The organism is Vibrio clamense, assembly GCF_050337905.1.
Taxonomy (GTDB): Bacteria; Pseudomonadota; Gammaproteobacteria; order Enterobacterales; family Vibrionaceae; genus Vibrio; species Vibrio cortegadensis.
Genome location: NZ_JAKJTJ010000020.1, coordinates 513,779 through 539,224, shown reverse-complemented (window position 1 = coordinate 539,224; position 25,446 = coordinate 513,779). Strand labels below are relative to the sequence as shown.

Below are 25,446 nucleotides of genomic sequence, written 5' to 3'. Positions count from 1 at the left end.
TTCTTAGTCGAGGTGCTCTATTTTTTAATGGTTCACCATTAGGGTCGTTATGTAAATAAGATGCAGTCAAAGCTTGTCTGCTATAAACTGACGCCTCGGTTATTAAGGATGAGAAAGCAATGATACGAATCGCCATTAATGGATTTGGCCGAATTGGCCGCAATGTGCTTCGCGCGGTTTACGAAAGCGGGAAGAGCCAACAGATTAAAGTGGTTGCGGTGAATGAACTTGCTCAACCGGATGCAATGGCTCACTTGCTTCAATACGATACCAGCCATGGTCGCTTTGGTAAGAAGATCACCCACGATCAAGAACATATTTATGTTCACCATAATAGTGATGAATTTGATTCTATCCGTCTCCTTCACCTATCAGAAATCAATCTGCTTCCTTGGCGAGATTTAGATGTCGATATCGTACTCGATTGTACTGGCGTGTATGGTTCGAAAGCTGATGGTTTAGAACATATTGCCGCGGGCGCTAAAAAAGTCCTATTTTCACACCCTGGTGACAACGATTTAGACAATACTATTATTTATGGTGTGAACCATGACACCCTGAAAGATGAACATCGCGTTGTTTCAAGTGGCTCCTGTACAACAAATTGCATCGTGCCGATCATTAAAGTATTAGATGATGCATTTGGTATTGATTCAGGAACAATTACCACGATTCACTCCTCAATGAATGATCAACAAGTGATTGATGCTTATCATTCTGATTTGCGCCGAACTCGTGCGGCTAGCCAATCCATCATTCCTGTTGATACAAAATTGCATTTAGGTATCGAAAGGATTTTTCCGAAATTTTCTAACAAATTCGAAGCTATTTCTGTCAGAGTGCCCACAGTCAACGTTACTGCAATGGATTTAAGTGTCACAATTAATACAAATGTGAAAGTTAATGACGTAAATCAAACCATTGTTAACGCATCTCAGTGTACATTACATGACATTGTTGACTATACTGAAGCACCTCTAGTTTCAATCGACTTTAATCATGATCCTCACAGCGCCATTGTCGATGGTTCACAGACTAGGGTGAGTAACGGGCAGTTAGTTAAAATGCTTGTTTGGTGCGACAACGAGTGGGGCTTTGCTAATCGGATGCTGGATACCGTTTTAGTAATGAAATCACCAAAGCGTTAATTTTTAATAACATTATGGTGATGAGGGGAGAAAATTTATTTCAACACTTGAAATAAATATGAGGTACCCCCATAAAATAACCAGTTTGAAGAATTATTAGGCTTGGCAGGGTTGCCGAGTTTCCAAAAAACTTTATTAATTTAAATTTGAGAGGACAAACAATGTCTGTAATCAAGATGACTGACCTGGAACTTGCAGGTAAACGCATTTTCATCCGTGCTGACCTAAACGTACCAGTAAAAGACGGTAAAGTAACTTCAGATGCACGTATCCTTGCATCACTACCAACTATCAAATTGTGCCTAGAAGCTGGCGCGAAAGTAATGGTTACTTCTCACCTTGGTCGTCCTACTGAAGGCGAATACAACGAAGAGTTCTCTCTAGCTCCTGTTGTAAACTACTTAAACGACGCACTAGATTGTGACGTTAAACTAGCAAAAGACTACCTAGATGGTCTTGAACTAAATGCTGGTGAGTTAGTTGTTCTTGAAAACGTTCGTTTTAACAAAGGCGAAAAGAAGAACGAAGAAGAGCTTTCTAAAAAATACGCTGCACTATGTGACATTTTCGTAATGGACGCATTCGGTACTGCTCACCGTGCACAAGCATCAACTCACGGTGTTGGTACAAACGCTCCTGTAGCATGTGCTGGTCCTCTTCTAGCGGCTGAACTTGAAGCACTAGGTAAAGCTATGGACAACCCAGCTCGTCCACTAGTGGCTATCGTTGGTGGTTCTAAAGTATCGACTAAACTAACGGTTCTAGAGTCTCTATCTAAAATTGCTGACCAACTTGTTGTTGGTGGTGGTATCGCGAACACATTCATCGCTGCTGAAGGCCACAACGTAGGTAAGTCTCTATACGAAGCTGACCTAGTTGACACTGCTAAGAAGCTAATGAAAGAGTGTGCTATCCCAGTAGCGACTGACGTTGCATGTGCGAAAGCATTCGACGAAAACGCTGAAGCTGAAATCAAGCACGTTTCTGAAGTTCAAGACGACGACATGATCTTCGACCTTGGCCCAGATTCAACTGCTGCTCTTGCTGAAATCATCGGCAACGCAAAAACTATCCTTTGGAACGGCCCTGTAGGCGTATTCGAATTCAAAAACTTCGAAGCGGGTACTGCTGGTATCTCTAAAGCAATCGCTGAGTCTGCAGGTTTCTCTGTAGCTGGTGGTGGTGACACGCTAGCGGCTATCGACAAGTTCGGTATCAAAGCTGACGTTTCTTACATCTCTACTGGCGGTGGTGCTTTCCTTGAGTTTGTTGAAGGAAAAGTACTTCCTGCAGTTGCAATGCTTGAAGAGCGTGCAAAAGCATAATTGATTTAGAAAGGCGAGATGAGAATCTCGCCTTTTAACGTTTGCGGCACATCACAGTTTTTTGCTAGAATAGCGAAAGTTGTGAGCAAACGATTGCAAATTTTTAACTTAAGTTTTTTTATCTTAAAACGAATAGAATAATAGGACTATTTCCATGTCTAAGATCTTCGATTTTGTAAAACCTGGTGTTATTTCTGGCGACGACGTACAGAAAGTATTTGAAGCAGCAAAAGCAAACAAATTTGCTCTTCCAGCGGTAAACGTAATTAACACTGATACGATCAATGCTGTTCTTGAAGCTGCTGCTAAAGTTAAAGCACCAGTTGTTGTTCAGTTCTCTAACGGCGGTGCTGGTTTCTTCGCTGGTAAAGGCGTTAAACTTGAAGGTCAAGGTGCACAAATTCTTGGCGCAGTTGCTGGTGCAAAATACGTTCATGCAGTTGCTGAATATTACGGTGTTCCAGTTATTCTACATACTGACCACGCTGCTAAGAAACTTCTTCCATGGATCGACGGTCTACTAGACGCTGGTGAAGAGTTCTTCGCTCAAACTGGTAAACCACTATTCTCTTCTCACATGCTAGACCTTTCTGAAGAGTCTCTAGAAGAGAACATCGAAACATGTGCTAAGTACCTAGAGCGCATGGCTAAAATGAACATGACAATCGAGATCGAACTTGGTTGTACTGGTGGTGAAGAAGACGGCGTTGATAACTCTGATATGGACGCATCTGAGCTTTACACTTCTCCAGAAGACGTAGCATACGCATACGAGAAACTAATGGCTGTTAGCCCACGTTTCACTATCGCTGCATCTTTCGGTAACGTACACGGTGTTTACCAAGCAGGTAACGTTGTTCTTACTCCAACTATCCTACGTGATTCTCAAGCATACTGTGCAGAGAAATTCGGTATTGCACCTAATGCTCTTAACTTCGTATTCCACGGTGGTTCTGGTTCTTCAGAAGCTGAAATCCAAGAGTCTATTGGCTACGGTGTTATCAAAATGAACATCGATACTGATACTCAGTGGGCATCATGGAACGGTATCCGTACTTACGAAGCTGAAAACCGTGAATTCCTACAAGGTCAAATCGGTAACCCAACTGGCGAAGCTGCGCCAAACAAGAAGTACTACGATCCACGCGTATGGCTACGTGCTGGTCAGTCTTCTATGGTTACTCGTCTAGAGAAAGCATTTGCTGACCTTAACGCTGTAGACGTACTATAATTCATTTGAATTAGTACTCTTCTAAGTTTTAAAAACCCGCTCATAGAGCGGGTTTTTTTATGCCTGCTCATTGGTTTGAATGCTTTTTGTACAACGGTATTTACTGGAATTCCCAATAGTGAGAAAAGAGGGGGGAGTAATTGATATTAAATTACTTTTATTCCCACTGATTATATAAATTGCCAAAGTTGATGTATCATGCGATAACGCTGTTTTATTCAGTTGTATGCACGGAAGCGGCAAGTGAGTCGTTGTAGAGTCATTTTTGTTCAATACTTTAGAGGGTACTATTATGGCGAGTGAGTCATCTATTATCGAAACACCGATTGTTGATACACTTTCTCAAGCAGAGCAGTGGTTATCAAATAACTCAGAGCTATTAATTCAGTATGGTGTGAATATCTTTTCAGCACTAGCGATCCTATTCATTGGTAATATGATTGTGAAAGCTGTTGCTGGAAGCGTGGCAAAAGTTTTACAGAAGAAAAACATGGACAAAGCTGTCGTTGAATTTATTCACGCGTTGGTCCGTTATACGCTATTTGTAATCGTACTGATTGCTGCTCTAGGTCGAATTGGTGTTCAAACGGCTTCTGTAGTTGCGGTGATTGGTGCTGCTGGTTTAGCGATTGGTTTAGCACTACAAGGTTCACTGTCTAACTTTGCGGCAGGCGTACTTATCGTTGCATTCCGTCCGTTTAAATCGGGTGATTATGTTGAAATTGGTGGTGTTGCAGGTGCGGTGGAGTCTATTCAGATTTTCCAAACTATTTTGACAACACCTGATAATAAGATGGTTGTTGTGCCTAACGGAGCGGTGATTGGTAGCCCTATAACCAACTACTCACGTCACGACACTCGTCGTATTGACCATGTGATTGGCGTGTCTTACAGTGCTGATCTGCAAAAAACGAAAGAAGTCATTACCAAGATCCTTGAATCTGATGAGCGAATTCTAAAAGAGCCGGGTATTCAAGTTGGCGTGTTAGCTTTAGCTGACTCTTCAGTAAACTTTGTGGTTCGTCCATGGGTTAAAACGTCTGATTACTGGAATGTGTATTTTGATTCGTTACAAGCCATCAAAGAAGGCTTGGATAAAGAAGGGATTGAGATCCCATTCCCACAAATGGATGTTCATATGAACAAAGTGGATTAATCACCACATTCTCTTTTTAAAAGCGCAATAGAAATATTGCGCTTTTTTATTGCTATCGGCTCATCAAACGGGTGCTTGTTTAAACCTTAATGTTTGTATCCAAAGTACTATATGTGGTGAACTGTATTCTCTATGGCTTGCAAAAGAATCGGTAAATCTTTTCCTGCAAAGCCTAATGTAAGCTCAGGATGCCCTGGGGTATACAAAATTTCATCATGAGTAAATAGAGTCGAGTCCACGAGAACTGGGATGCTCTGTGGTAAAGCAAAGGGGCAAACGGCTCCAGGTACGCAGCCCGTTTGTTCTGTCATTTCAATATCATCACATATCGAGACTCGCTTCCCCAGCACCTTCTTTATTGCTTTACTGTCTAGGCGTTTATCTTTTTCAGTTAGGTAAAGTGCGAAACCGCCCCCTTTAACCTTTAGAAACAAGCTTTTGCTGTGTGTTCCTGTCCATCCTAATTTTTTTGCAACCATTTCATCAGTCGCAAAATCAAGAATAGGCTCATGCTCCCATTGAGTGTATGTCACCTCAGTTTTGGAAAGTAACTGAATGTTAGTTTGATAAATTTTTTCTAATGTATTCATTACTGATTTGCCTAGATATATTGAGCCCACAGCCCTTTTGCCAATAAAAATGCAATAACAAACATCATGGATGCTACAGCGATATCAATGAATTTCTTAACCTTTGGTTTAGATAGGGTCGGGCCTAATTTAGCGGCTCCAATGGATAATGTATAAAACCAAACAAATGAAGCCATAATAGTACCAATGGCAAATGATACTCTATCACTCCCTTCGAACTGCCCACCAATGGATCCTAAAATAACAACCGTATCTAAATATAGATGTGGGTTTAGTACCGTTACCGCAAGAGCTCCCAGTACCACAGTTCTCTTGCCTCTCTCTAGAGTATTAAGCTTTGAATCGGAGTTTTTAGAAAGTGCAAAGGCGCTTTTTAGTGATAACAAACCATAGAAGATTAAGAACGCAATGCCTCCTAACGTGACTGTTGTGAGAAGTATTTCATTCTGAGACAAAATAGCACCGCCACCAAATATCCCCAATGATATGAACACGACATCTAGTAAACTGCATATCGTGGCAGTCGTGAGATGGTGGTTGCGTTTGATGCCTTGATTCAATACATAAGCATTTTGAGCCCCGATTGGAATAATCATACTCGCCCCTAACCCAAAACCTTGTAGCAAAATCCAGATATTCACGTGAAACCTCAAAGAAAGTGAAGACAGTTAAATCAAGGGTTAGAGGGTAAATCGAAAATCATCATAAGTATAATTAATGATTTTAATCTATCATAAGTATCTCTAATGATTTGGGTTATGCGAGAAAGGGAAGGTGTGATGAGAGGGTTAGACTATAAGTGGGTAGAAGCGTTAGATGCAGTGGTCGCTCAGCGAAGCTTTGAACGTGCAGCAGAAAGTTTGCATATTTCTCAATCCGCAGTATCCCAAAGAATTAAACAGCTAGAGAAGTGGTTAGCTCAGCCAGTATTAGTGAGAGGGCAACCGCCCAGACCCACGCCAGCAGGAATGAAATTATTAGGTCTATATCGACGAGTATGCTTATTAGAGCAAGATCTGATCCCTAGTATTACGAATGAAGATAGCGGAAAAGCATTGGCGGTCTCATTGGCTACGAATGCCGATACGCTTGCGACTTGGTTATTGCCAAGTTTAATCGATTTGGTGGATCAAAAACGAATCGAGCTTAATCTTATTGTTGATGATGAAGGGCGAACCATAGATAAATTACGCAGCGGTGAAGTTGTTGCTGCAATTAGTTTAGATTTTCAGCCTATAGCAGGGTGTGATGCTGATTACCTTGGGAGGATGGACTATTTATGTGTTGCCAGCCCAAGCTTTCGCGCTCGCTATTTCAACCAAGGTGTCACCCGAGAGTCATTGATTGCAGCTCCTGCTGTTGTATTTGATCAACACGATGAAATGCATGAACGATTTATTTATCAGCACTTTAACTTACCTTATGGCAGTGTGCTGAAGCATACCGTCCGTAGTTCTGAAGCTTTTGTGAAATTGGCGAGCGCAGGTGTTGCCTATTGCTTAATACCCAAAGTTCAAATCCAAGAAGAATTGGATAAAGGAGTACTTGTTGATGTCACTCCTGGCTTCATGTTGTCGCATCAAATGTATTGGCACCATTGGCAGCTAGAAAGTGGGGTGCTTAAAGAGTTATCTGAAGCCGTGATTGCGTATGCTCGGGAGTTTCTTCCGCAGTAATCTTTTTATCATCAATTACTGTGATTAAACGCTATTTCGATGATTTTTAACACAGTCAAAGTTCTGTAAAAACGTCTTGAAAAGATAGGGTGTGCAGTAAATTACGCCTATGATGTAAAAAAGTTTAACCACAAAGGCACATTGAATGAAATTAGTACCAAGTTTAATGATCACACTATCTAGTCTGATTAGCATGAATTCTTTTGCGAATACGCCTGATTTTGCTCATATCTCAACGACAGGATACGGTGAAGTTGTCGCGACTCCAGATATGGCAACATTTTCTGTCAAGGTTGTCGAATCAACAATGACAGCGGAACAAGCAAAGCAAGCCGTCGATAATGTGGTTGAATCATTTCTTGCTCGCTTAAAAGAAGCGGGCGTAAAAGCAACGGATATTAATAGCTCTAATTTGTATCTAGCACCACAATACCACTATCCAAAAGAAGGTAAGCCAGAGCTTGTCGGCTATCGAGCGTCTAGAAATGTGACCGTCCAAGTCTCTCAACTTGCTAATTTAAATCAGTATTTGGATATCGCTTTGGGTGAAGGTATTAATCAAGTCGATAACATTAAGTTAAAAGTGAAAGATGAAGCACGCTATAAGGCAGAAGCTCGCTTGGCGGCAATTAATGATGCTTCTGACAAGGCTAAATTTTTAGCTGAAGGGTTTAAGCGTGATTTAGGTTCCGTATGGCAGATTAACTATAATCGCCCTCAATCTCAGCCTATGCTGATGCGTTCAATGGCGATGGATGGTGGTGCAGAATCAAATAGCTATCAAGATGCAACGTTGATCATTCGTGATAGCGTCGATGTGATATACAAAATTGACTAGTACTCGTTTAAGAGGTCTAAGTAGAAGGCCTAAGAGGTTTGCACTCTCTGAAAAATTAGCGCTTGTTTGAATGGGCTAATGAAAAGGCATCTCAATGAGATGCCTTTTATTTGGATTCGATTTATGACTTATTTTTCAACGTTTGATCAAGAGTAATTGTCGATCAAACGATGCGATCATTAGTGCAATAAACGAGCTCGAATCGTCCCTTCGATCTCTTTTAGTTTCAGTAATGCTTCTTCTGAACGATCAGCTTCAACATCGATCACAACGTAGCCCATATCTGCCGTAGTCTGTAGATATTGACCCGCGATGTTGATCCCTTCTTCTGCAAAAATCGTATTGATTTGGGTTAGCACTCCTGGACGGTTCTCATGGATATGTAATAGACGAGATGCGCCAGTATGCAATGGGAGAGATACTTCTGGGAAGTTTACGCTAGATAGCGTTGAACCATTATCTGAGTACTTAGCAAGCTTGCCTGCGACTTCTACACCAATATTTTCTTGAGCTTCCTGAGTTGAACCACCCACATGAGGCGTTAAGATCACATTGTCGAATTTCATCAATGGAGATTCAAATGGGTCGTTGTTGGTTTTAGGCTCTGTTGGAAAAACATCAATAGCGGCACCAGCAAGATGACCAGACTCTAGCGCATGGCATAAAGCTGGAATTTCAACGACGGTTCCGCGTGCCGCATTAATAAAGATAGAGCCAGGTTTCATTCGAGCAAACTCATCTGGCCCCATCATATCTTTTGTTTCAGCGGTTTCTGGAACGTGCAGAGAGATAACATCACACTTATTAAGCAAGTCGCTCATGGTGTGCACTTGAGTCGCATTTCCTAGCGATAGTTTGTTTTCGATATCATAGAAATAGACACGCATACCGAGGTTTTCAGCAATAATGCCCAGCTGAGTACCAATATGGCCATAACCGATGATCCCTAAACGCTTACCACGAGCTTCATTTGAGTTCTCAGCACTTTTTTTCCAAATGCCACGGTGAGCAAGTGCATTCTTTTCAGGAATACCACGTAGTAATAGTAGGATTTGGCCAAGAACAAGTTCTGCAACGCTTCGAGTGTTAGAGAATGGAGCATTGAATACCGGAACGCCACGTTTAGCGGCAGCTTTAAGATCTACTTGGTTAGTACCAATACAGAAGCAACCGATAGCGACGAGCTTTTCTGCCGCATCAATGACTTCTTGGCTTATGTTTGTGCGGGAGCGAAGGCCGATGAAGTGTGCATCTTTTACTGCTTCAAGTAATTGGTCATCAGAAAGTGAGCCTTTGTGGTACTCAATGTTGGTGTAGCCTGCGGCTTGAAGTACTTCAACTGAAGAAGGATGGAGGCCTTCAAGCAGTAGAATTTTAATCTTATCTTTTTCCAGTGATACTTTGGCCATTATTCTCGTCCTTTAAAATGGAAAGGTGGGCAAATACGGCGCACGTGCTACAAAAAGGTTGAAAGGGGAAAAAATCAACAGTTTTATATAGAGACAAACATCTTCCCTGTGCGTCTTCTGTCCAATAAAGTAGCAAAAAAAAATTGTTTTGGGTAAGAAAATTACGGAATAAGGCATAATTTTATATATAGGAAATAAAAAAGCAGCACCGAATGGCGCTGCTTGTAATCAAATAACGAAAATTCGATTATTCTTCTATTTTGGCACCTTCAGGAGTACCTGTGATAACAACGTCTGCACCACGATGAGCAAATAGGCCATTAGTTACAACGCCAGCGATGCCATTGATTGTCTCTTCAAGCTTCTTCGCATCTGTAATTTTTAGTCCGTGAACATCTAAAATTACATTACCATTGTCAGTAATTACGCCTTCTCGGTAAGCGGGATCGCCACCAAGTTTTACTAGCTCACGACCCACGTAAGAGCGAGCCATCGGAATAACTTCAACTGGTAGTGGAAAGTTTCCTAGAACATCAACCGCTTTTGTTCCGTCAACAATGCAGATGAACTTGTCAGAGATTGCCGCAACAATTTTCTCACGAGTTAGAGCAGCACCACCACCTTTGATCATGTCACGAGTAGGGTTGATTTCATCAGCGCCATCAACATAAACATCAAGTTTTGCTACGTCATTACACTCAAATACTTCAATGCCTAGTTTTTGTAATTTTTCGGTAGAAGCAATAGAGCTTGAAACGGCACCTTTAATGTCATCTTTCATTGTGCCTAAAGCATCGATGAAGTGATCCACGGTAGAACCTGTACCTACGCCTACAATACTTCCTGATTCAACGTACTTAAGTGCTGCCCAACCTGCCGCTTTTTTCATTTCATCTTGAGTCATGCCTATCTCCTGAATTGATAATCTATTAATCTAAATAGAAGTTGTTAACTTTGCGGCGCGATTATAGCGAGTTATGTTTACTTTTCCCATTGCCAAGTTTTCGTTGGAGTCACGATCTTGGGCAAAGGTATATCCCAAACCTCTGTTGGAAGGCGATCAACGTGTTGGCAATCATGCGCGATTCCAATAGGTCGTGCTCCGATCCCAGTATTAAACCATTTCGATAATGTTCGGTCATAATAGCCCCCACCCATACCTAAGCGATGTCCTGTGGTATCAAAGCCGACTAAAGGGGTACAGACAAGATCAAGTTCAGATACTGGCTTTATCAGTGTTTGATTGAGTTTTGGCTCGACGATGCCGTACTTGTTATAAGTCATTGACGTGTCGTTGGTGTAATGGAGGAACAGTAGATGCCCTGGAGAAAAAGGGTGTAACACGGGCAAGTAAACGTGCTTACCTAAATCCCAAAGAGATTGAATAAGTGGTTTGGTATCTATCTCGCCATCAGCAGAAATATACAACGCAATATGTTGAGCGGTCTGAAAATCAGGAAGAGATAAGCATTGATTAGCAATATCTATACTTGCTTCATACTGCTGTTCACTGGAAAGTGCATTGCGTTTTTGGCGGATTAACTGACGAAACTCATTTCGAGTGAGTATTTTCATGAAGAGATTACCCCAAAGTGCCGTTGAGAATTGTGGCCCTTGAACCAGCGAGTTCAAGGCGGATCAGCAATGATTACCGTAGGCTTCTCGGTACAAGCCGAGCATGCTCAATAGCACTCAAGTACTAACCCTTAGGGATTGCTTATCGGCTCGGGGACTTAAATCCTCTGACAAACACTCCAGGGTAAATTTGGGCTTATAAAAAGCTATTGCGGTCCATGCTTAACATTACGTAATACACCTTCAAGCGATGTAGTGAGCTTTTCCATGCGCTCTGTTATTGCATTTTTTTCATCGTTGGCTTCAAATTGCTTAGTTTGTAATTCATAACAAACATTCAATGCTGCAATTGTGAGAAGTTGAACCTCATTGGTAACTTTAGTCCGCTCTGCCATCTCTTTCAATCGATTATCAAGATCGTTAGCTGCTTGGGTCAATGCCTCTTCTTGTCCTGGTGGACAATTAACTCGAGTCAGTTTTCCTAAAATTTCAACTTCTACCGCTTGACTACTCATGATGGATGAACTCTTTGCGCTATCTTAAATGGGCTTCTCAGCAACCACCGAGGATGAAACTATAGGTAAAGCGCAATTAAGATTCAAGCTTTTCAGAAAGTCTATGTCGAAATGAGAGCTCGACGACACAGTAAATCGGCAGATTGAGCAAATGCTGTTCATATTTCCGGATATCATCATTTCGAGATGTGGGGTGAAATGGTAGGATTAAACAAACTTTAAGACTTAGTAGATATTGAAATGAGCAAAATAACACTTCCAGATTACTTAAAAGCGGCCACTGAGCTTCAAGGCGCAAGTTTAGCCGTTAACCCAGCAGAGATGCATGGCCTGCTAACCGGAATGTTAAGCGGTGGGTTGAATTTATCCGATAAGAGTTGGCAACCACTGATTTTTGATTATACCAATGATGGTATGGGTTGGCCGGATCGCGCTCTTGTTATTGCTGAGTCAACATTGAAAGCAACAATTGATGAGATCACCGGAACGGATTTAGACCTGACTCTACTGCTGCCTGATGACGGTGCCGATGCGAGCCTGTTTGATCTTGCTGATGGCGTTTCGGATTGGATCAATCACTTTATTTCGGGTCTTGGTTTAGCGGGAGCACCATTAAATAAAGCCTCAGTTCATGCGAAAGAGGCCCTTTCTGATCTTGAAGAGATGGCAAAACTGGGTATTGATGAAGATGATGATCTTGAAGAGCAGGCTCAACTTCTCGAACAGGTGATTGAGCATGTGAAGGCATGTGTACTAACTATCCATGCTGAATTTGGTGTGAAACCAACACAAGAGTCAGCCCCAACGATCCATTAATTGGAATGTTACGATGAAGCAATTTGATGTAGTTATTGCTGGTGGTGCAATGGCGGGCGCAACATTGGCGCTTGCATTAAATAAATTAAGCGATGAAAAGCTATCTATTGCCGTTGTCGAACCTTTTATTGTCGATCACCAAGCGCATCCAGGTTTTGATTCGCGTTCGATTGCTTTGTCTTATGGCACGGTAAAAATATTAGAAAAGCTAGGCTTGTGGGCGTCAGTCTCAAGTGTTGCCACTGCGATTCAACATATTCATGTCTCTGATCGCTCTCATGCAGGCATGACGAATATTACCAGTGAAGAGTTACAGGTTGATGCTTTAGGCTATGTGGTTGAATTAGCTCATGTCGGGCAGATATATCAACAAAAAATGCAGCAAGCCGATAATATTACCTTACTCTGCCCGAACTCGGTGAAACGGGTCGAGCGCGATCAAGATAATGTGACGATCCAATTAGATGATGACTCATTGATTCAAGCGAAATTGTTGGTTGCGGCTGATGGCGCTATTTCGACATGTTGTGAGCAGATCGGCTTAGCGTTAACCGAGCATGACTTCGAGCAAGTCGCGGTTATCGCCAATATTTCGGTGAGTGATCGTCATCAAGGCCGTGCGTTTGAGCGTTTTACCGCTAATGGGCCGGTGGCACTGTTACCGATGAGTGATAACCGAATGTCATTAGTTTGGTGTTTGCCTCCTGAAGACGCTCAACACATATTGAATTTAGACGATGAACACTTTCTTGAGTCGCTTCAACAAGCATTTGGTTGGCGTTTAGGCAAGCTAACGAAGGTGGGACAACGAGCAAGTTACCCACTATTGCTGCGTTATCGAGAGCAAAATACGTCACACCGTTTTGCTATTGTAGGTAATGCCGCTCAAACTTTACATCCTATTGCTGGGCAGGGGTTCAATCTTGGCATCCGAGATGTCGCTAGCCTAGCAGAAGAGGTGGTGACTCATATCGACGATCCTGGTCAATTTAAAGGATTGATGCAATTTAGCCAGCGACGAGAGAGTGATCGAAAGATAACGGTGGCACTGACATCGTCACTTGTTCATCTGTTTTCTAATGATGCATTTACACTTCGAATTGGACGTAATTTAGGGTTGATGGCAATGGAGAACTGCTCTCCACTGAAAGCGCCATTACTGCGTCGTCCACTGGGTCTAGTAGAAAGATAATAGGGTAAGTAGAAACAATGATGCAAAGTGTCGATATCGCCATTGTAGGCGGTGGAATGGTAGGACTGGCTCTTGCCGCAGCGTTAAAAGATAGTGAATTGCGAATAGCCGTAATAGAGGGTAAAGCGCCAAATTCAGAATTGGCAGACTTACCCGATGTTCGTGTTTCTGCTCTTAGCCGCTCTAGTGAAACGATTTTACGTAACTTGGGTGCTTGGCAAGGCATTATACAGCGTCGCTCTTCTCCTTATCAGGCGATGGAAGTGTGGGAGCAGGATAGCTTTGCGCGCATCGAGTTCAGTGCAAATCAGTTATCTCAACCGAATCTAGGCCACATTGTAGAAAACCGAGTGATTCAGCTTGCACTGTTAGAACAAGTCCAGCAGCAGAGTAACGTTTCACTGTTTATGCCAGCGACGTGTCAATCTATGGCAATAGGTGAAAGTGAAGCTTGGTTAACATTAGATAATGGCCAAGCATTGACGGCTAAATTAGTTGTTGGTGCTGATGGTGCGAACTCTTGGGTTCGTCAGCAGCAAGATATTCCCTTAACGCATTGGGATTATGGACATAGCGCTGTCGTCGCCAATATTAAGACAAAAGATGCCCATGACACGGTAGCAAGACAGATATTTACTCCCCAAGGCCCACTGGCATTTCTGCCACTTGAGTCTAGCCATATGAGTTCTATTGTGTGGTCTACCGACCCTAGCCGTGCTGAGCGATTAATTGCAATGTCTGAACACGAGTTCAATAAGGCATTAACCGCAGAATTTGATGCAAAACTTGGGATGTGTGAAGTGGTAGGTATTCGTGCTGCTTTTCCTCTTAAGATGCGCTATGCGCGTGATTTTGTGGTTGATCGTGTCGCCCTTGTCGGAGATGCCGCTCACACCATTCATCCACTTGCAGGACAAGGTGTTAACTTAGGTCTGCTCGATGCGGCAAGTTTGGCTCAAGAGATCAAGCATTTATGGGCGTTAGGTGAGGATGTTGGCACTAAACGCAACTTGCGAGGCTACGAGCGTTGGCGTAAAGCAGAAGCGGCAAAAATGATCGCTTCTATGCAAGGGTTTAAAGATCTGTTTGAAGGAAGTAACCCAGCCAAGAAATTGTTCCGAGGTATTGGAATGAAGTTGGTGGGGCAACTGCCAGGCGCAAAAGATGAAATAATGAAACGAGCGCTAGGGTTGAAAGGGAATTTACCAGAGTTGGCAAAGCACCCTAAGCTAGTGGTACCTAAGCACTAATCACGAACAGGATTCTCGTGGGCTTATGAATGACAAAGGGTTGATACATCTGTATCAACCCTTTTAAATATTTATTCGAGAAAAGAGCGTTAAGCGTAGGCGCAGCGTAGCTTCATTATCTCTTGATTGATTTCATTAACCGTTTTGAAATGACGTTGTTCGGCTTGTTCAGGCAAGATAAGCTTTCCGTTGTTAAACTCAAATTTACCTACTCCATATATATAGATCCTTCCTTTAAATAGTCGACTAACATGTTTAGCAATCATCCCTGGAGTATAGCGCTTAAACAGTCTCATATTTTATTCCTTTTTATTTTCCTAGCCCTGCGAATTATAGATAGTCTTCGGATATTTATTGTGACAAGACCGAAGATAAGTGCAGTGTTATGTTCTTATATTGGATATTTGTGCTGCTGTAGGCAGTTTTTTGGATTTATATCTAATTCAGTGTGATGTTACCCTAAAATAATATTAACCAAATGAACTGCCTCTCTCTTTTTAGGTAGGAGTATTAAGCCGCACTATTATGACGTTTTAAAGAATAGCGTGAATTTTACTGAAAGTGTTAATTTTATGTTAATTTAAGCAAAAAAAAGCCCGCATTGAGCGCGGGCGAATAGTCACAGATGCATTACACAAAAGTGGATGTACTGATTGACTCAGTGGATTCACTTTGATGGCTAAACTCTTGGCTATGTCCAACCAGATTTAGTCAACACAAGGAGGTTACAATAAAATTCACAATGTGACTATTTATGTTAATTAATTGACTTAAAATTCATCGTTAATATGTGTTACTTATGATCTAAACCAAAGCGAGCAATGTAATAAATTGTTTATTACATATTTTTTATAGCCAGCGTCACATTAAGATTCTTTGCAAATATCAGCAAAAATAGGCTGACAGAGATCAACGAGCGTTTGTCTGTCGAGTGCAATCCCTGCCATCGTGCTACCACTGCTGATGGTCACTTCTGAATGCTGAAGAATTTTATGATCAAATATAATAGGCATTGATCGTTTCAGTAATAGCGGGGTAACGGTGCCAATTTGATAGCCAGTGATCTTCTCTACATCCGCTAGACTCACGCAAGTCATACGCTTGCATTGCAATATTGCGCGAACTTTCTTGGGATCAATGGCTTGATCTCCTGGTGCACATGCTAAAGCAAGCTGATGATTCATATCTCGCAGTAGAATAGACTTCACCATTTGTTCGGGCTGAATACCGCGTTGTTGTGCGGCATCTTCGATATTGATGGCTGGTGTTTGGTGAGGCAACAAACGAAACGGTATCTGTTGCATCTCCAAGAATTGCATTAAGTTAGTTGAGATCATGATAATTCGCAGGCCTTATTCATCATCTAAAGAGTAGGGTAGTGCTTCAATTGCCCACTGACTTGTTGGCTGATCTTTAAGGCGTAGCTGTACGTCATCATCTAAATTATTTGGCAATACGATAAGACCAATAGCGACACCATTATCGAATTGATAGTGCTTCATTAGCGTCCCCGCGCTTCGCCAGTTATCGCCCACCGCGCGTTCTAACTCAATAGGTGTATCAACGGGAAGTGGGTGGCTTGTCGTGCCGCTGACAATAAACATCGCACGCTTATTGATGCCACGGTATTTGGCTCTAGCGACTGTCTCTTGTCCTGTGTAGCACCCCTTTGAAAAGCTAATACCATTCAGGGCTTGTAAGTTTAAAGCTTGTGGAATGTGTTCATTCTGGTTGGTTTGAGTGATTTGAGGTTGTGCGTGCTCAATATCAAAACGTGTCCATACTGATTCATCCACATTCACCGCTTCAATGGTGTCGATGATCTGTTTTGCGCGCTCTTGGTTTACTAACAGAACCCAGCGGTTCTTATCAATTTTGACTGCGCTACCGCCATCAATGCCACGAACATCACCTTGGGTTGCATTTAGGCTTTTCACATATTGTTCAGCGTTTTCACCAATGAGACCGAGAACTACATCTTCGCCCTGTTCGATATCGACCTTAGAGAAAATGGCGTATTTTTTAATTTCAGTCAGCTCGATATCAATCGCAGATTTTTGTTGCAGTAGCGCATAGCCGCCGTTGTGATGAAATAGGCGAAAGATGCTCCACACTTTTCCTTTTGCGTCGCAATGTGCGCCGAGAGTTGATTGTGTCGCAGTTAAAGAAACAACATCACAGGTCACTTGCCCTTGAAGGTAGGATTTTTTATCGTCACCAATCATGGTGATAGTACCAAGTTGATCTAAGACTGAAATCATTAAGCTTGGCAGTGCTGCATCTCTATTTTGAGATATAGGTGCGAAATCGTTGAGCGAGTTCATATGATCATTACCTAAATATGGTTGAATTCCCTTTATGTTAATCTTGTTAGGATTTTTTGTCAGCATTGATAGGGACTGTGACTCACTTAGTGGTTGAATTTATGTGGGCTTGGTACACTTCGAGTAAATAACCATAAGGTGAGGATAAGCAATGTACACCGCAGAACAAAAAGCACGCATCAAATGGGGCTGCCGTCGAGGAATGCTTGAATTAGACGTCGTAATCATGCCTTTTTTTGAAGAATGTTTTGATACTCTTCAAGAACAAGAACAGCGTGATTTTGTTTCATTATTGGAGTGCGATGATCCTGATTTATTTACTTGGATCATGGGTCACTCTCGTAGCGAAAACCTAGGTCATGCTTGTATGGTTGATAAAATTGTCGCGCATAACCTCAGTAAAGTGCGCTAAGCTCCAAATTTTCCGCTCTAAAATTGCTCATGTATTGACGATTGCGATCGTGCTTTCTATTACATGGGCAATCATTTTTTCTCCCATACCTTTAGTCGTGAGTGTTTTCATCGGCTCTAAGTTATTTATCTACTGGTCTCATCAGCAAATTCTTCCTACCGCTATTTTGGGATCCGTGACGATTCACGGTCGCACTTCTTTTGATTGGCAGGAGGAAAACTATTCGATCAGAGGCGTTAACCTTCTGTTCGCTTGGTGGTTTATTGCTTTAAAAGATAATCGAGGGTTTGGATATTTAATTTGGCGAGATAGTTGCAGTAACATAGATTATCGACATTTACTGGTAGTGCTTAAAAACGCGCACAGAAGCCGTTAAATCGATCGTAACGAGATGTACAAAGAGAGACGTTACGGAATAGATAAATGAAAGGGAGCATGCATGCTCCCTTAAATTATCGACAATTAACGTTTTGGAACAAGGATTGTTGGGCCACTATCTTCAGCCAATTCTGGGTAATCCAGAGTATAGTGAAGACCACGGCTCTCCTTACGTTGCATTGCGCATTTTACCATCAGTTCAGCGACTTGCAGTAGGTTACGTAATTCCAGTAAGTTGTTTGATACACGGAAGTTACTGTAATACTCATGAGTCTCTTGTTGTAGCAACTGAATACGACGAAGTGCACGTTCAAGACGTTTGTCAGTCCGTACAATGCCCATGTAATCCCACATAAATAGGCGTAGCTCATGCCAGTTATGCTGAATGATTACCTCTTCATCTGAATCTCCGACTTTGCTTTCATCCCATGGTGGCAATGATGGAGGAAGTTCAGCTTGTTGGATATTTTCAATGATATCTTTCGCCGCTGCCCAGGCGTATACCACACATTCAAGCAGAGAGTTCGATGCCATGCGATTTGCACCGTGAAGACCTGTGTAACTGACTTCACCAATGGCATAAAGCTGACTAATATCCGTTTGTCCTTGTTTACCTACCATGACGCCACCACAGGTATAATGAGCGGCAGGAACGATTGGGATGGGCTCTTTGGTCATATCAATACCCAAGTCCATCAAGCGAGTATGGATCATTGGGAAGTGCGCCGTAATGAACTCTTCAGGCTTATGACTGATGTCGACGTACATGCAATCTGCGCCTAAACGCTTCATCTCAAAGTCTATCGCTCTTGCCACTACATCACGTGGAGCAAGTTCGCCACGCTCATCAAAATCAGGCATGAAACGAGTGCCATCAGGGCGTTTCAGGTATGCGCCTTCGCCTCGTAAAGCTTCTGTTAGCAAGAAGTTGCGAGCTTCTGGATGGAATAAACAAGTTGGGTGGAATTGGTTGAATTCAAGGTTTGCAACACGACAACCCGCACGCCAAGCCATGGCAATACCATCGCCAGAGGAGACATCAGGGTTTGAAGTATATTGGTATACTTTTGATGCACCACCAGTCGCGAGAACGACAAATTTAGCTCGAACCGTTTCAACATGCTCTTGATTTCGGTTCCATATATAAGCACCTACTATTTTGTCTTTATCACCACCGACTTTATCTTCAGTGATAAGATCCAACGCGTTATGGCGCTCTAAAACAGTAATGTTGGGGTGGTTATGAACATTGTCCTGAAGAGAGGTTTGCATCGCCATGCCTGTCGCATCAGCAGCATGAAGAATACGACGGTGGCTATGCCCACCTTCTCTTGTGAGGTGGTAGCGAGGTGCTTCATCGGTATCATTTTCAACTCGATCAAATGGCACACCGCCATCAATCAACCATTGCACACATTCCTTTGCATTTTCAGCGATAAATTTAACGGTATCTTCTTCGCATAATCCAGCGCCTGCAATTTGCGTATCTTGTACGTGAGACTCAATACTGTCTGATTCATCAAATACAGCGGCAATACCACCTTGAGCGTAGTAAGTTGCGCCTTCACTACGAGGGCCTTTACTTAATACGATTACTTTTCCATATTCAGCGACACGTAACGCTAACGACAAACCTGCCGCGCCACTTCCTACCACTAATACATCACATTGATGTTCACGGTTTACGTTCATAAAACTATTAAAATCCCGATCTATAGTAGAGTTTCCTACTCTTATCCAACTGCATTGGTAACGTATTTTAGCTCAGAATCTGTCGCTATCAATGCAATACTTTGTAAATGCCATTGCTTTTCGCTAATGTGGCCCTCAAATTCCTTGAGAATTATTATTTTTAGATTACATCACATAACGAAGTATTAATGACAAATATTTTAGAATCATTTGAACTTTCTAAAATAACTTTAGTCACAATAGTGCTCGTGTAAGCGGTGGAGTCAATACTACATTCTGCATAATTAGAGCCCATATCTGAGAAGGTATAGGGCAGAACAATAGGAGTACACGCTCGAATGAACGAGCAGCTGACCGACCAGGTATTGATAGAGCGAGTTCAGAGCGGAGATAAGCAAGCCTTTAATCTTTTGGTTATTAAGTACCAAAATAAAGTGTGCAATCTTATTTCTCGGTATGTGAATAATTCTGGTGATGTACCAGATGTCGCACAAGAAGCATTTATTAAAGCTTATCGTGCCATTCCAAACTTCCGAGGAGAAAGTGCGTTCTACACTTGGTTATATCGTATTGCTGTGAATACCGCTAAAAATCACATTGTTGCCCAAAGTCGTAGACCGCCGGCGAGTGATGTTGATGCTGAAGACGCTGAATACTACGAAACGGGTAATGCATTAAAAGAAATTTCGAACCCTGAGAACTTAACGCTGTCCAAAGAATTGAAGCAGGTAGTTTTCAGTGCAATCGAAGCGTTACCTGAAGATTTAAAGACTGCAATGACGTTACGAGAGCTAGAAGGCTTGAGTTACGAAGAAATTGCAGAAGTGATGGATTGTCCCGTAGGAACAGTACGTTCGCGTATTTTCCGTGCTCGTGAAGCGGTGGAAAAGAAAATTAACCCTCTTTTACAGCGCTAATAGTAGTAATTAATATGGTGAAAATAATGGCTGACAAAGAAAAGCTTTCGGCACTCATGGATGGAGAGTCAATCGATACTGCTCTAATTGCAGAGACTGAGATTGATCAAGAAAGCCAGCAAACTTGGCAGAACTATCACTTAATCGGTGATGTGATGCGTGGTGATACCCCCAATAATTTGGAGTGGAACATAGCAGACGGCGTGATGGCTGCTTTGGATAATGAGCCAGCGCATACTAAACTAGATAATGTAACGGATTTGCATACAGCCAAAATTGAATCACAACCAACACCTATGCAGGCGAAAAGACAATTGCCAGCGTGGTTGGCTCAATTTGGTCAGGTCGCAATGGCGGCATGTGTATCCATGGTCGTTATTTTAGGCGTCCAGCAATATAGTGGTAGTGAATCAAACCAAGCTAACGTTGCTCAGATCCCAGTGCTACAAACGGTTCCTTTTTCAGGAAGTGTTGAACCTGTGAGTCTGACTCGTGAGTCTGTACATAAAGGCCCAAGCGAAGCGAATGTACAAGAACAACGTCGTCGCATTAACGCTTTGTTGCAAGATTATGAGTTACAATTGAGATTAAACAGTGATACATCCGTCGTTGATGAACACCAAGAATCGGTAATTGAATGAAAAAAATTCTAATCAGTGCATTGACGCTGGCTAGTTTGATGATCCCTCAAGCCTTTGCAGAAGAGAAACCTGCGGAGGCTTTATTACATCAGATGAGCGAAGCGAGTTTGCATCTTAATTATGAGCTTTCTTATATCTTAATTAAGAAAAATAGCATTGAGCCGTTGCTCTATCGTCATGCGAACAGTGACCAGCAATTGGCGCACTTAGTTTATTTAAGTGGTCCCGTTCGAGAAGTGATTCGCCGTGGCAATGAAGTGAGTTATGTCGAGCCAGGCATTGACCCTTTTACCATTGAATCTGGGAAAATGGTCGCGCCAGTTATGCCGATGTTAATGAGCAATATTGATGAGCTAAATCAGTATTACGACTACGTAAAAGTGGGACGAGCACGTGAGGCTGGTGCTGCGGCTCAAGTGCTACGAATTGTTCCAAAAGATGGCTTGAGATACTCCTACGTGTTATGGGTTGATGAAAAAAGCAAGCTACCATTACGTGCAGACTTGATTGACCGTGATGGCGAGGTGTTGGAACAATACCGAACGATTTCGTATGCAGTGAACAGTAAAATAGCCGATGTCATGAGCGGCTTGCAGCAAGCGCAATTACCAGAAGTGCTTTCTCTTCCTAAAGGGAATGTAAAGCAGAGTGATTGGAAAGTAAGTTGGGTGCCTGATGGCTTTCAGGCTAAAGATATGAATCGCTATCGAATGGCAACAACGGGTCGTATGGTTGAGAGCCAAATGTACAGCGATGGTCTATTTAATTTTTCAATCTATGTCGCAGACAAAGATGATAACTCGCTAAAAGGCCAGTTAGTTCGCCAAGGTCGTCGGACATTACATAGCTTCCTCAACGGTTCTCACGAAATTACCGTGGTTGGTGATATTCCGCCTGCAACGGCAAAGCGTATTGCTGAGTCAGTGACACTCCCGGCAATGACAAGTATTGCATCAGAGAAAAAAAGCCAATGATGACAGCATTAGCAACGATAACGGATGTTCACTCTACGCCTAATGGTTATCAGGTGGCGTTAAGTTGTGAGCAAACGACAAGTTGCAGCAGTTGCTCATCTCAAAAAAGTTGTGGCACGGGTATCGTGTCAAAGGCGGTGGGTAATAAAGCATTAAGTTGGGAATTGACCACCAAGAACCTAGTGCATGAAGGGCAAGTGGTTGAAATTGGCTTTCCAGAAAAAAGTTTACTCCAATCTGCTGCTATCGTGTATCTAGTTCCACTATTCATGTTGATGGTTGGGGCTGCTGTAGGCCAGTTGCTTATCGCACCCACATTGCAACTTGGAGAAGGGGGGGTGATCCTGACTTCAGCGCTTTTTGCATACGCTGGTTTGTGTTTATCTAAACGTCTCTCAAAACCGATAGCCGAGCAATCTCAACAAGAAGTGATTCTTATCCGAGTGCTTGGAGAGCCAATTACCTAATATATGGTGCGTAGTGTGCCGAAATTGGGTAGAATCTGCCAACTTGATTGAAATGCCGTCAGCGTACGGCTTTCTTATTCTTCCATTTATAAAGAGCTAAGTCACACCAAGCCTATGAAGCACATTCGTAATTTTTCCATTATTGCCCATATCGACCACGGTAAATCGACCCTTTCTGACCGCTTAATCCAAGTTTGTGGCGGATTAAGTGAACGCGAAATGGACGCGCAAGTTCTCGATTCAATGGATCTAGAACGTGAACGTGGTATCACAATTAAAGCGCAAAGTGTGACGCTGGACTATAAAGCTCAAGATGGTGAAACTTACCAGCTTAACTTTATCGATACTCCAGGACACGTCGACTTTTCGTATGAAGTTTCTCGTTCATTAGCGGCCTGTGAAGGTGCGCTATTGGTTGTGGACGCAGGCCAAGGGGTTGAAGCTCAAACTCTTGCAAACTGTTATACCGCAATTGAAATGGATCTAGAAGTTGTGCCAATCCTTAATAAGATTGATTTACCAGCCGCAGATCCTGAACGTGTAGCGGAAGAGATTGAAGAAATTGTTGGTATCGACGCGATGGAAGCAACGCGTTGTTCTGCAAAGACAGGTCTAGGTGTTGACGAGGTTCTTGAAACCATCGTAAAACAAATTCCTGCGCCAGAAGGCGACCCAGATGGTGCGACTCAAGCGCTGATCATTGACTCATGGTTTGATAATTACTTAGGTGTTGTCTCTTTGGTTCGAATCAAAAATGGTTCACTGAAGAAAAATGACAAAATCAAAGTAATGAGTACAGGCCAAGTTTGGGGTGTTGACCGTATCGGTATCTTCACACCAAAACAGATCGATACTGAAGTATTGAATACTGGTGAAGTAGGTTGGGTAGTTTGTGGTATTAAAGACATTCTTGGCGCACCTGTAGGTGATACGCTAACGCACGCTAAAGGCGGGAGTGAAGAACGTCTACCAGGCTTCCAAAAAGTAAAACCACAAGTATATGCGGGCCTATTCCCTGTCTCTTCTGATGACTACGAAAACTTCCGCGATGCTCTAGGCAAATTAAGCCTGAACGATGCATCACTGTTCTATGAACCAGAAAGTTCAGCAGCACTTGGTTTCGGTTTCCGTTGTGGCTTCTTAGGAATGCTGCACATGGAAATCATTCAAGAGCGTTTAGAACGTGAGTATGACTTAGACCTGATCACAACGGCTCCAACTGTAGTATACGAAGTCGTGCTAAATAACGGTGATCTACTGTATGTAGATAGTCCATCAAAACTTCCGGCGATTAATGATCTTGAAGAGATCCGTGAACCTATTGCACGCTGTAATATCTTAGTGCCGTCTGACTACCTAGGAAACGTAATCAGCCTATGTGTTGAGAAGCGTGGCGTACAGGTTGATATGGTTTACCACGGTAACCAAGTGGCACTTACTTACGATATTCCAATGTCTGAAGTTGTTTTAGATTTCTTTGACCGTTTGAAGTCGACCTCTCGTGGTTACGCATCACTAGATTATAACTTCCAACGTTATGAAGTTTCTAACATGGTTCGTGTTGATGTACTGATTAACGGTGATCGAGTTGATGCGCTTGCAATCATTACTCACCACGACAATGCGCAGAGTCGCGGTCGTCTATTGGTTGAGAAGATGAAAGAATTCATCCCTCGTCAAATGTTCGATATTGCGATTCAAGCTGCCATTGGTGCACATATCATCGCTCGTTCAACCGTGAAGCAGTTACGTAAAAACGTAATCGCGAAATGTTACGGTGGCGATATCAGCCGTAAGAAAAAACTGTTGAAGAAACAGAAAGAAGGTAAGAAGCGTATGAAGCAGATCGGCAACGTCGAACTGCCTCAAGAAGCATTCCTTGCGATTCTTCACGTTGGTAAAGACTAATTATTAGCGCTTTAGTCACTTGTTATGCAAGTTAAGCTGTAGTGCAATTTAAGTGAAAGAGTTTCGGCTCTTTCACTTTTGTATTTTTTAGATAAGGGAAGTCAATGGCTAATACATTTTCACTGATTCTTGTAATAGTAACGCTTGTTACTGGTCTTGTTTGGACGCTAGAGAAATTAGTATGGGGCAAGAAACGTCAGCAAAAAGTGGCTGATGTTGAGGCTCAAACTAATGGTATTGATGAAGCTGTAGCCGCGAAAGTCGCTCAACAACCGTGGTGGATTGAAAATAGTGTTTCTATCTTCCCGGTGATCGCTTTCGTATTAGTATTGCGCTCTTTTATCTTTGAACCGTTTCAAATTCCATCAGGATCAATGATGCCAACGTTATTGGTTGGAGATTTCATCTTAGTGGAAAAATACGCTTACGGAATTAAAGACCCTGTTTGGCGTACTCAGTTAGTTGAAACAGGCAAGCCTGAACGTGGTGATACCGTGGTATTCAAATACCCACCACAGCCAAATATCGATTACATTAAGCGTGTTGTTGGTATGCCGGGTGATACGGTACGTTACAGCAGTGATAAAGAAGTGTGCATTCAACCGCAAGGTGAGCGCAGTTGTACGCCTGTAAAATTGAGCAACGTGGTTGAAAGTGAGTTTATCCAAAATGGGATTCCTCTGGTTCAACTCGATGAGCAGTTAAGCGAACAAGGACACCAAATTTTAATTAACCCATTACGTCGTGATCGCGTTGAAGCGTATCAGCCTCGTGGTGGTGTCAATGAGTGGATCGTTCCACAAGGTCAGTACTTTGTTATGGGTGATAACCGTGATAACAGTGCTGATAGCCGTTACTGGGGTTTTGTCCCTGAAGCGAACTTAGTCGGCAAAGCGGTCGCAATTTGGATCAGCTTTGAATTTGAACGTAGTGCAGACAGCGTGTTGCCTGCATGGATTCCAACTGGTGTGCGTTTTAACCGCATCGGTGGTCTTCATTAATCGTTACATTT

At 42.5% G+C, this 25,446-nt stretch carries 27 protein-coding genes and 1 other RNA gene; 17 read left to right on the top strand and 11 right to left on the bottom strand.

All coding sequences use genetic code 11. The features are described from left to right. The first annotated feature begins 119 nt into the window (after window positions 1–119). From epd to mscS, 4 genes are all read left to right on the top strand, one after another. Window positions 120–1,148, top strand: a complete 1,029-nt coding sequence (epd, locus tag L4C39_RS07560; protein WP_171757181.1) for an erythrose-4-phosphate dehydrogenase — start codon at window positions 120–122, stop codon at window positions 1,146–1,148. 161 nt (window positions 1,149–1,309) lie between these two features. Then, entirely contained in the window at window positions 1,310–2,473 is a 1,164-nt protein-coding gene (locus L4C39_RS07555; RefSeq protein ID WP_113795767.1) for a phosphoglycerate kinase, read from the top strand. 154 nt (window positions 2,474–2,627) lie between these two features. Next, window positions 2,628–3,704, top strand: a complete 1,077-nt coding sequence (gene fbaA, locus L4C39_RS07550; RefSeq protein WP_429745225.1) for a class II fructose-bisphosphate aldolase — start codon at window positions 2,628–2,630, stop codon at window positions 3,702–3,704. 292 nt (window positions 3,705–3,996) lie between these two features. After that, window positions 3,997–4,860, top strand: a complete 864-nt coding sequence (gene mscS, locus L4C39_RS07545; RefSeq protein WP_113795769.1) for a small-conductance mechanosensitive channel MscS — start codon at window positions 3,997–3,999, stop codon at window positions 4,858–4,860. A gap of 107 nt (window positions 4,861–4,967) precedes the next feature. Here the strand turns inward: mscS and L4C39_RS07540 are convergent, their stop codons facing one another. After that, complete coding sequence (locus L4C39_RS07540; RefSeq protein WP_113795770.1) at window positions 4,968–5,450, bottom strand: YbaK/EbsC family protein; 483 nt, start codon at window positions 5,448–5,450, stop codon at window positions 4,968–4,970. 11 nt (window positions 5,451–5,461) lie between these two features. Then, window positions 5,462–6,091 (bottom strand): LysE/ArgO family amino acid transporter, encoded by a 630-nt coding sequence (locus L4C39_RS07535; protein ID WP_429745223.1) that lies wholly within the window; start codon window positions 6,089–6,091, stop codon window positions 5,462–5,464. A 138-nt stretch (window positions 6,092–6,229) separates the two neighbouring features. On the opposite strand from L4C39_RS07535, the gene L4C39_RS07530 reads away from it, so the two are divergent. Further along, a complete protein-coding gene (locus tag L4C39_RS07530; protein ID WP_429745221.1) occupies window positions 6,230–7,126 on the top strand; it encodes a LysR family transcriptional regulator ArgP in 897 nt (298 codons plus the stop codon). Between the two features lie 145 nt (window positions 7,127–7,271). Continuing rightward, window positions 7,272–7,964, top strand: coding sequence for an oxidative stress defense protein (locus L4C39_RS07525; RefSeq protein ID WP_429745219.1), 693 nt, complete (start codon window positions 7,272–7,274; stop codon window positions 7,962–7,964). Between the two features lie 179 nt (window positions 7,965–8,143). On the opposite strand, the gene serA is transcribed toward L4C39_RS07525, so the two are convergent. From serA to zapA, 5 genes are all read right to left on the bottom strand, one after another. After that, entirely contained in the window at window positions 8,144–9,373 is a 1,230-nt protein-coding gene (serA, locus tag L4C39_RS07520; protein WP_171757179.1) for a phosphoglycerate dehydrogenase, read from the bottom strand. A 247-nt stretch (window positions 9,374–9,620) separates the two neighbouring features. Continuing rightward, window positions 9,621–10,277 carry a ribose-5-phosphate isomerase RpiA gene (gene rpiA / locus L4C39_RS07515; RefSeq protein WP_017054657.1) on the bottom strand — a complete coding sequence of 219 codons (657 nt, stop codon included), beginning with the start codon at window positions 10,275–10,277 and terminating at the stop codon, window positions 9,621–9,623. Between the two features lie 77 nt (window positions 10,278–10,354). Next, window positions 10,355–10,948: a 5-formyltetrahydrofolate cyclo-ligase gene (locus L4C39_RS07510; RefSeq protein ID WP_429745216.1), complete on the bottom strand. Its 594-nt coding sequence runs from the start codon at window positions 10,946–10,948 to the stop codon at window positions 10,355–10,357. A 5-nt stretch (window positions 10,949–10,953) separates the two neighbouring features. Beyond that, window positions 10,954–11,137: non-coding RNA, 6S RNA (gene ssrS, locus L4C39_RS07505), on the bottom strand. A gap of 17 nt (window positions 11,138–11,154) precedes the next feature. Next, window positions 11,155–11,463 carry a cell division protein ZapA gene (zapA, locus tag L4C39_RS07500; RefSeq protein ID WP_017054655.1) on the bottom strand — a complete coding sequence of 103 codons (309 nt, stop codon included), beginning with the start codon at window positions 11,461–11,463 and terminating at the stop codon, window positions 11,155–11,157. A 240-nt stretch (window positions 11,464–11,703) separates the two neighbouring features. Between zapA and L4C39_RS07495 the strand changes: the two genes are divergently transcribed. The 3 genes from L4C39_RS07495 to L4C39_RS07485 are packed head-to-tail and all read left to right on the top strand — an operon-like array spanning window position 11,704 to window position 14,721. Beyond that, a complete protein-coding gene (locus L4C39_RS07495; RefSeq protein ID WP_017054654.1) occupies window positions 11,704–12,279 on the top strand; it encodes a YecA/YgfB family protein in 576 nt (191 codons plus the stop codon). Between the two features lie 13 nt (window positions 12,280–12,292). Next, entirely contained in the window at window positions 12,293–13,471 is a 1,179-nt protein-coding gene (gene ubiH, locus L4C39_RS07490; protein ID WP_429745214.1) for a 2-octaprenyl-6-methoxyphenyl hydroxylase, read from the top strand. Window positions 13,472–13,488: 17 nt separating this feature from the next. Further along, window positions 13,489–14,721, top strand: coding sequence for an FAD-dependent 2-octaprenylphenol hydroxylase (locus L4C39_RS07485; RefSeq protein ID WP_429745212.1), 1,233 nt, complete (start codon window positions 13,489–13,491; stop codon window positions 14,719–14,721). An 89-nt stretch (window positions 14,722–14,810) separates the two neighbouring features. On the opposite strand, the gene L4C39_RS07480 is transcribed toward L4C39_RS07485, so the two are convergent. The 3 genes from L4C39_RS07480 to ygfZ all read right to left on the bottom strand — a co-directional run bounded on the left by L4C39_RS07480 (window position 14,811) and on the right by ygfZ (window position 17,045). Then, window positions 14,811–15,017, bottom strand: coding sequence for a DUF1107 domain-containing protein (locus L4C39_RS07480; protein WP_017054651.1), 207 nt, complete (start codon window positions 15,015–15,017; stop codon window positions 14,811–14,813). A 570-nt stretch (window positions 15,018–15,587) separates the two neighbouring features. Then, complete coding sequence (locus tag L4C39_RS07475) at window positions 15,588–16,058, bottom strand: aminoacyl-tRNA deacylase (RefSeq protein WP_017054650.1); 471 nt, start codon at window positions 16,056–16,058, stop codon at window positions 15,588–15,590. A 15-nt stretch (window positions 16,059–16,073) separates the two neighbouring features. After that, on the bottom strand, window positions 16,074–17,045 hold the full coding sequence (gene ygfZ, locus L4C39_RS07470; RefSeq protein ID WP_017054649.1) for a tRNA-modifying protein YgfZ: 972 nt from the start codon (window positions 17,043–17,045) through the stop codon (window positions 16,074–16,076). Between the two features lie 151 nt (window positions 17,046–17,196). On the opposite strand from ygfZ, the gene L4C39_RS07465 reads away from it, so the two are divergent. Both L4C39_RS07465 and L4C39_RS07460 read left to right on the top strand, forming a co-directional pair. After that, complete coding sequence (locus L4C39_RS07465) at window positions 17,197–17,457, top strand: FAD assembly factor SdhE (RefSeq protein ID WP_017054648.1); 261 nt, start codon at window positions 17,197–17,199, stop codon at window positions 17,455–17,457. Further along, complete coding sequence (locus tag L4C39_RS07460; protein ID WP_429745209.1) at window positions 17,405–17,833, top strand: protein YgfX; 429 nt, start codon at window positions 17,405–17,407, stop codon at window positions 17,831–17,833. Before L4C39_RS07465 ends, L4C39_RS07460 begins: the two co-directional genes overlap by 53 nt. Before the next feature lie 86 nt (window positions 17,834–17,919). On the opposite strand, the gene nadB is transcribed toward L4C39_RS07460, so the two are convergent. Next, entirely contained in the window at window positions 17,920–19,527 is a 1,608-nt protein-coding gene (gene nadB / locus L4C39_RS07455) for an L-aspartate oxidase (RefSeq protein ID WP_113795778.1), read from the bottom strand. A 338-nt stretch (window positions 19,528–19,865) separates the two neighbouring features. Here nadB and rpoE point away from each other — a divergent pair, with 338 nt between their 5' ends. The 6 genes from rpoE to lepB all read left to right on the top strand — a co-directional run bounded on the left by rpoE (window position 19,866) and on the right by lepB (window position 25,435). After that, window positions 19,866–20,444 (top strand): RNA polymerase sigma factor RpoE, encoded by a 579-nt coding sequence (gene rpoE / locus L4C39_RS07450; RefSeq protein WP_017054646.1) that lies wholly within the window; start codon window positions 19,866–19,868, stop codon window positions 20,442–20,444. A gap of 26 nt (window positions 20,445–20,470) precedes the next feature. Next, window positions 20,471–21,085 carry a sigma-E factor negative regulatory protein gene (locus tag L4C39_RS07445; RefSeq protein ID WP_017054645.1) on the top strand — a complete coding sequence of 205 codons (615 nt, stop codon included), beginning with the start codon at window positions 20,471–20,473 and terminating at the stop codon, window positions 21,083–21,085. Beyond that, window positions 21,082–22,059, top strand: coding sequence for a sigma-E factor regulatory protein RseB (gene rseB / locus L4C39_RS07440; protein WP_017054644.1), 978 nt, complete (start codon window positions 21,082–21,084; stop codon window positions 22,057–22,059). The genes L4C39_RS07445 and rseB overlap by 4 nt, the downstream gene beginning before the upstream one ends. Beyond that, entirely contained in the window at window positions 22,056–22,526 is a 471-nt protein-coding gene (locus tag L4C39_RS07435) for a SoxR reducing system RseC family protein (RefSeq protein WP_429745206.1), read from the top strand. Before rseB ends, L4C39_RS07435 begins: the two co-directional genes overlap by 4 nt. Before the next feature lie 114 nt (window positions 22,527–22,640). Beyond that, window positions 22,641–24,434: a translation elongation factor 4 gene (gene lepA / locus L4C39_RS07430; protein ID WP_429745204.1), complete on the top strand. Its 1,794-nt coding sequence runs from the start codon at window positions 22,641–22,643 to the stop codon at window positions 24,432–24,434. Window positions 24,435–24,538: 104 nt separating this feature from the next. Next, entirely contained in the window at window positions 24,539–25,435 is an 897-nt protein-coding gene (gene lepB / locus L4C39_RS07425) for a signal peptidase I (protein WP_113795782.1), read from the top strand. Window positions 25,436–25,446 lie beyond the last annotated feature (11 nt).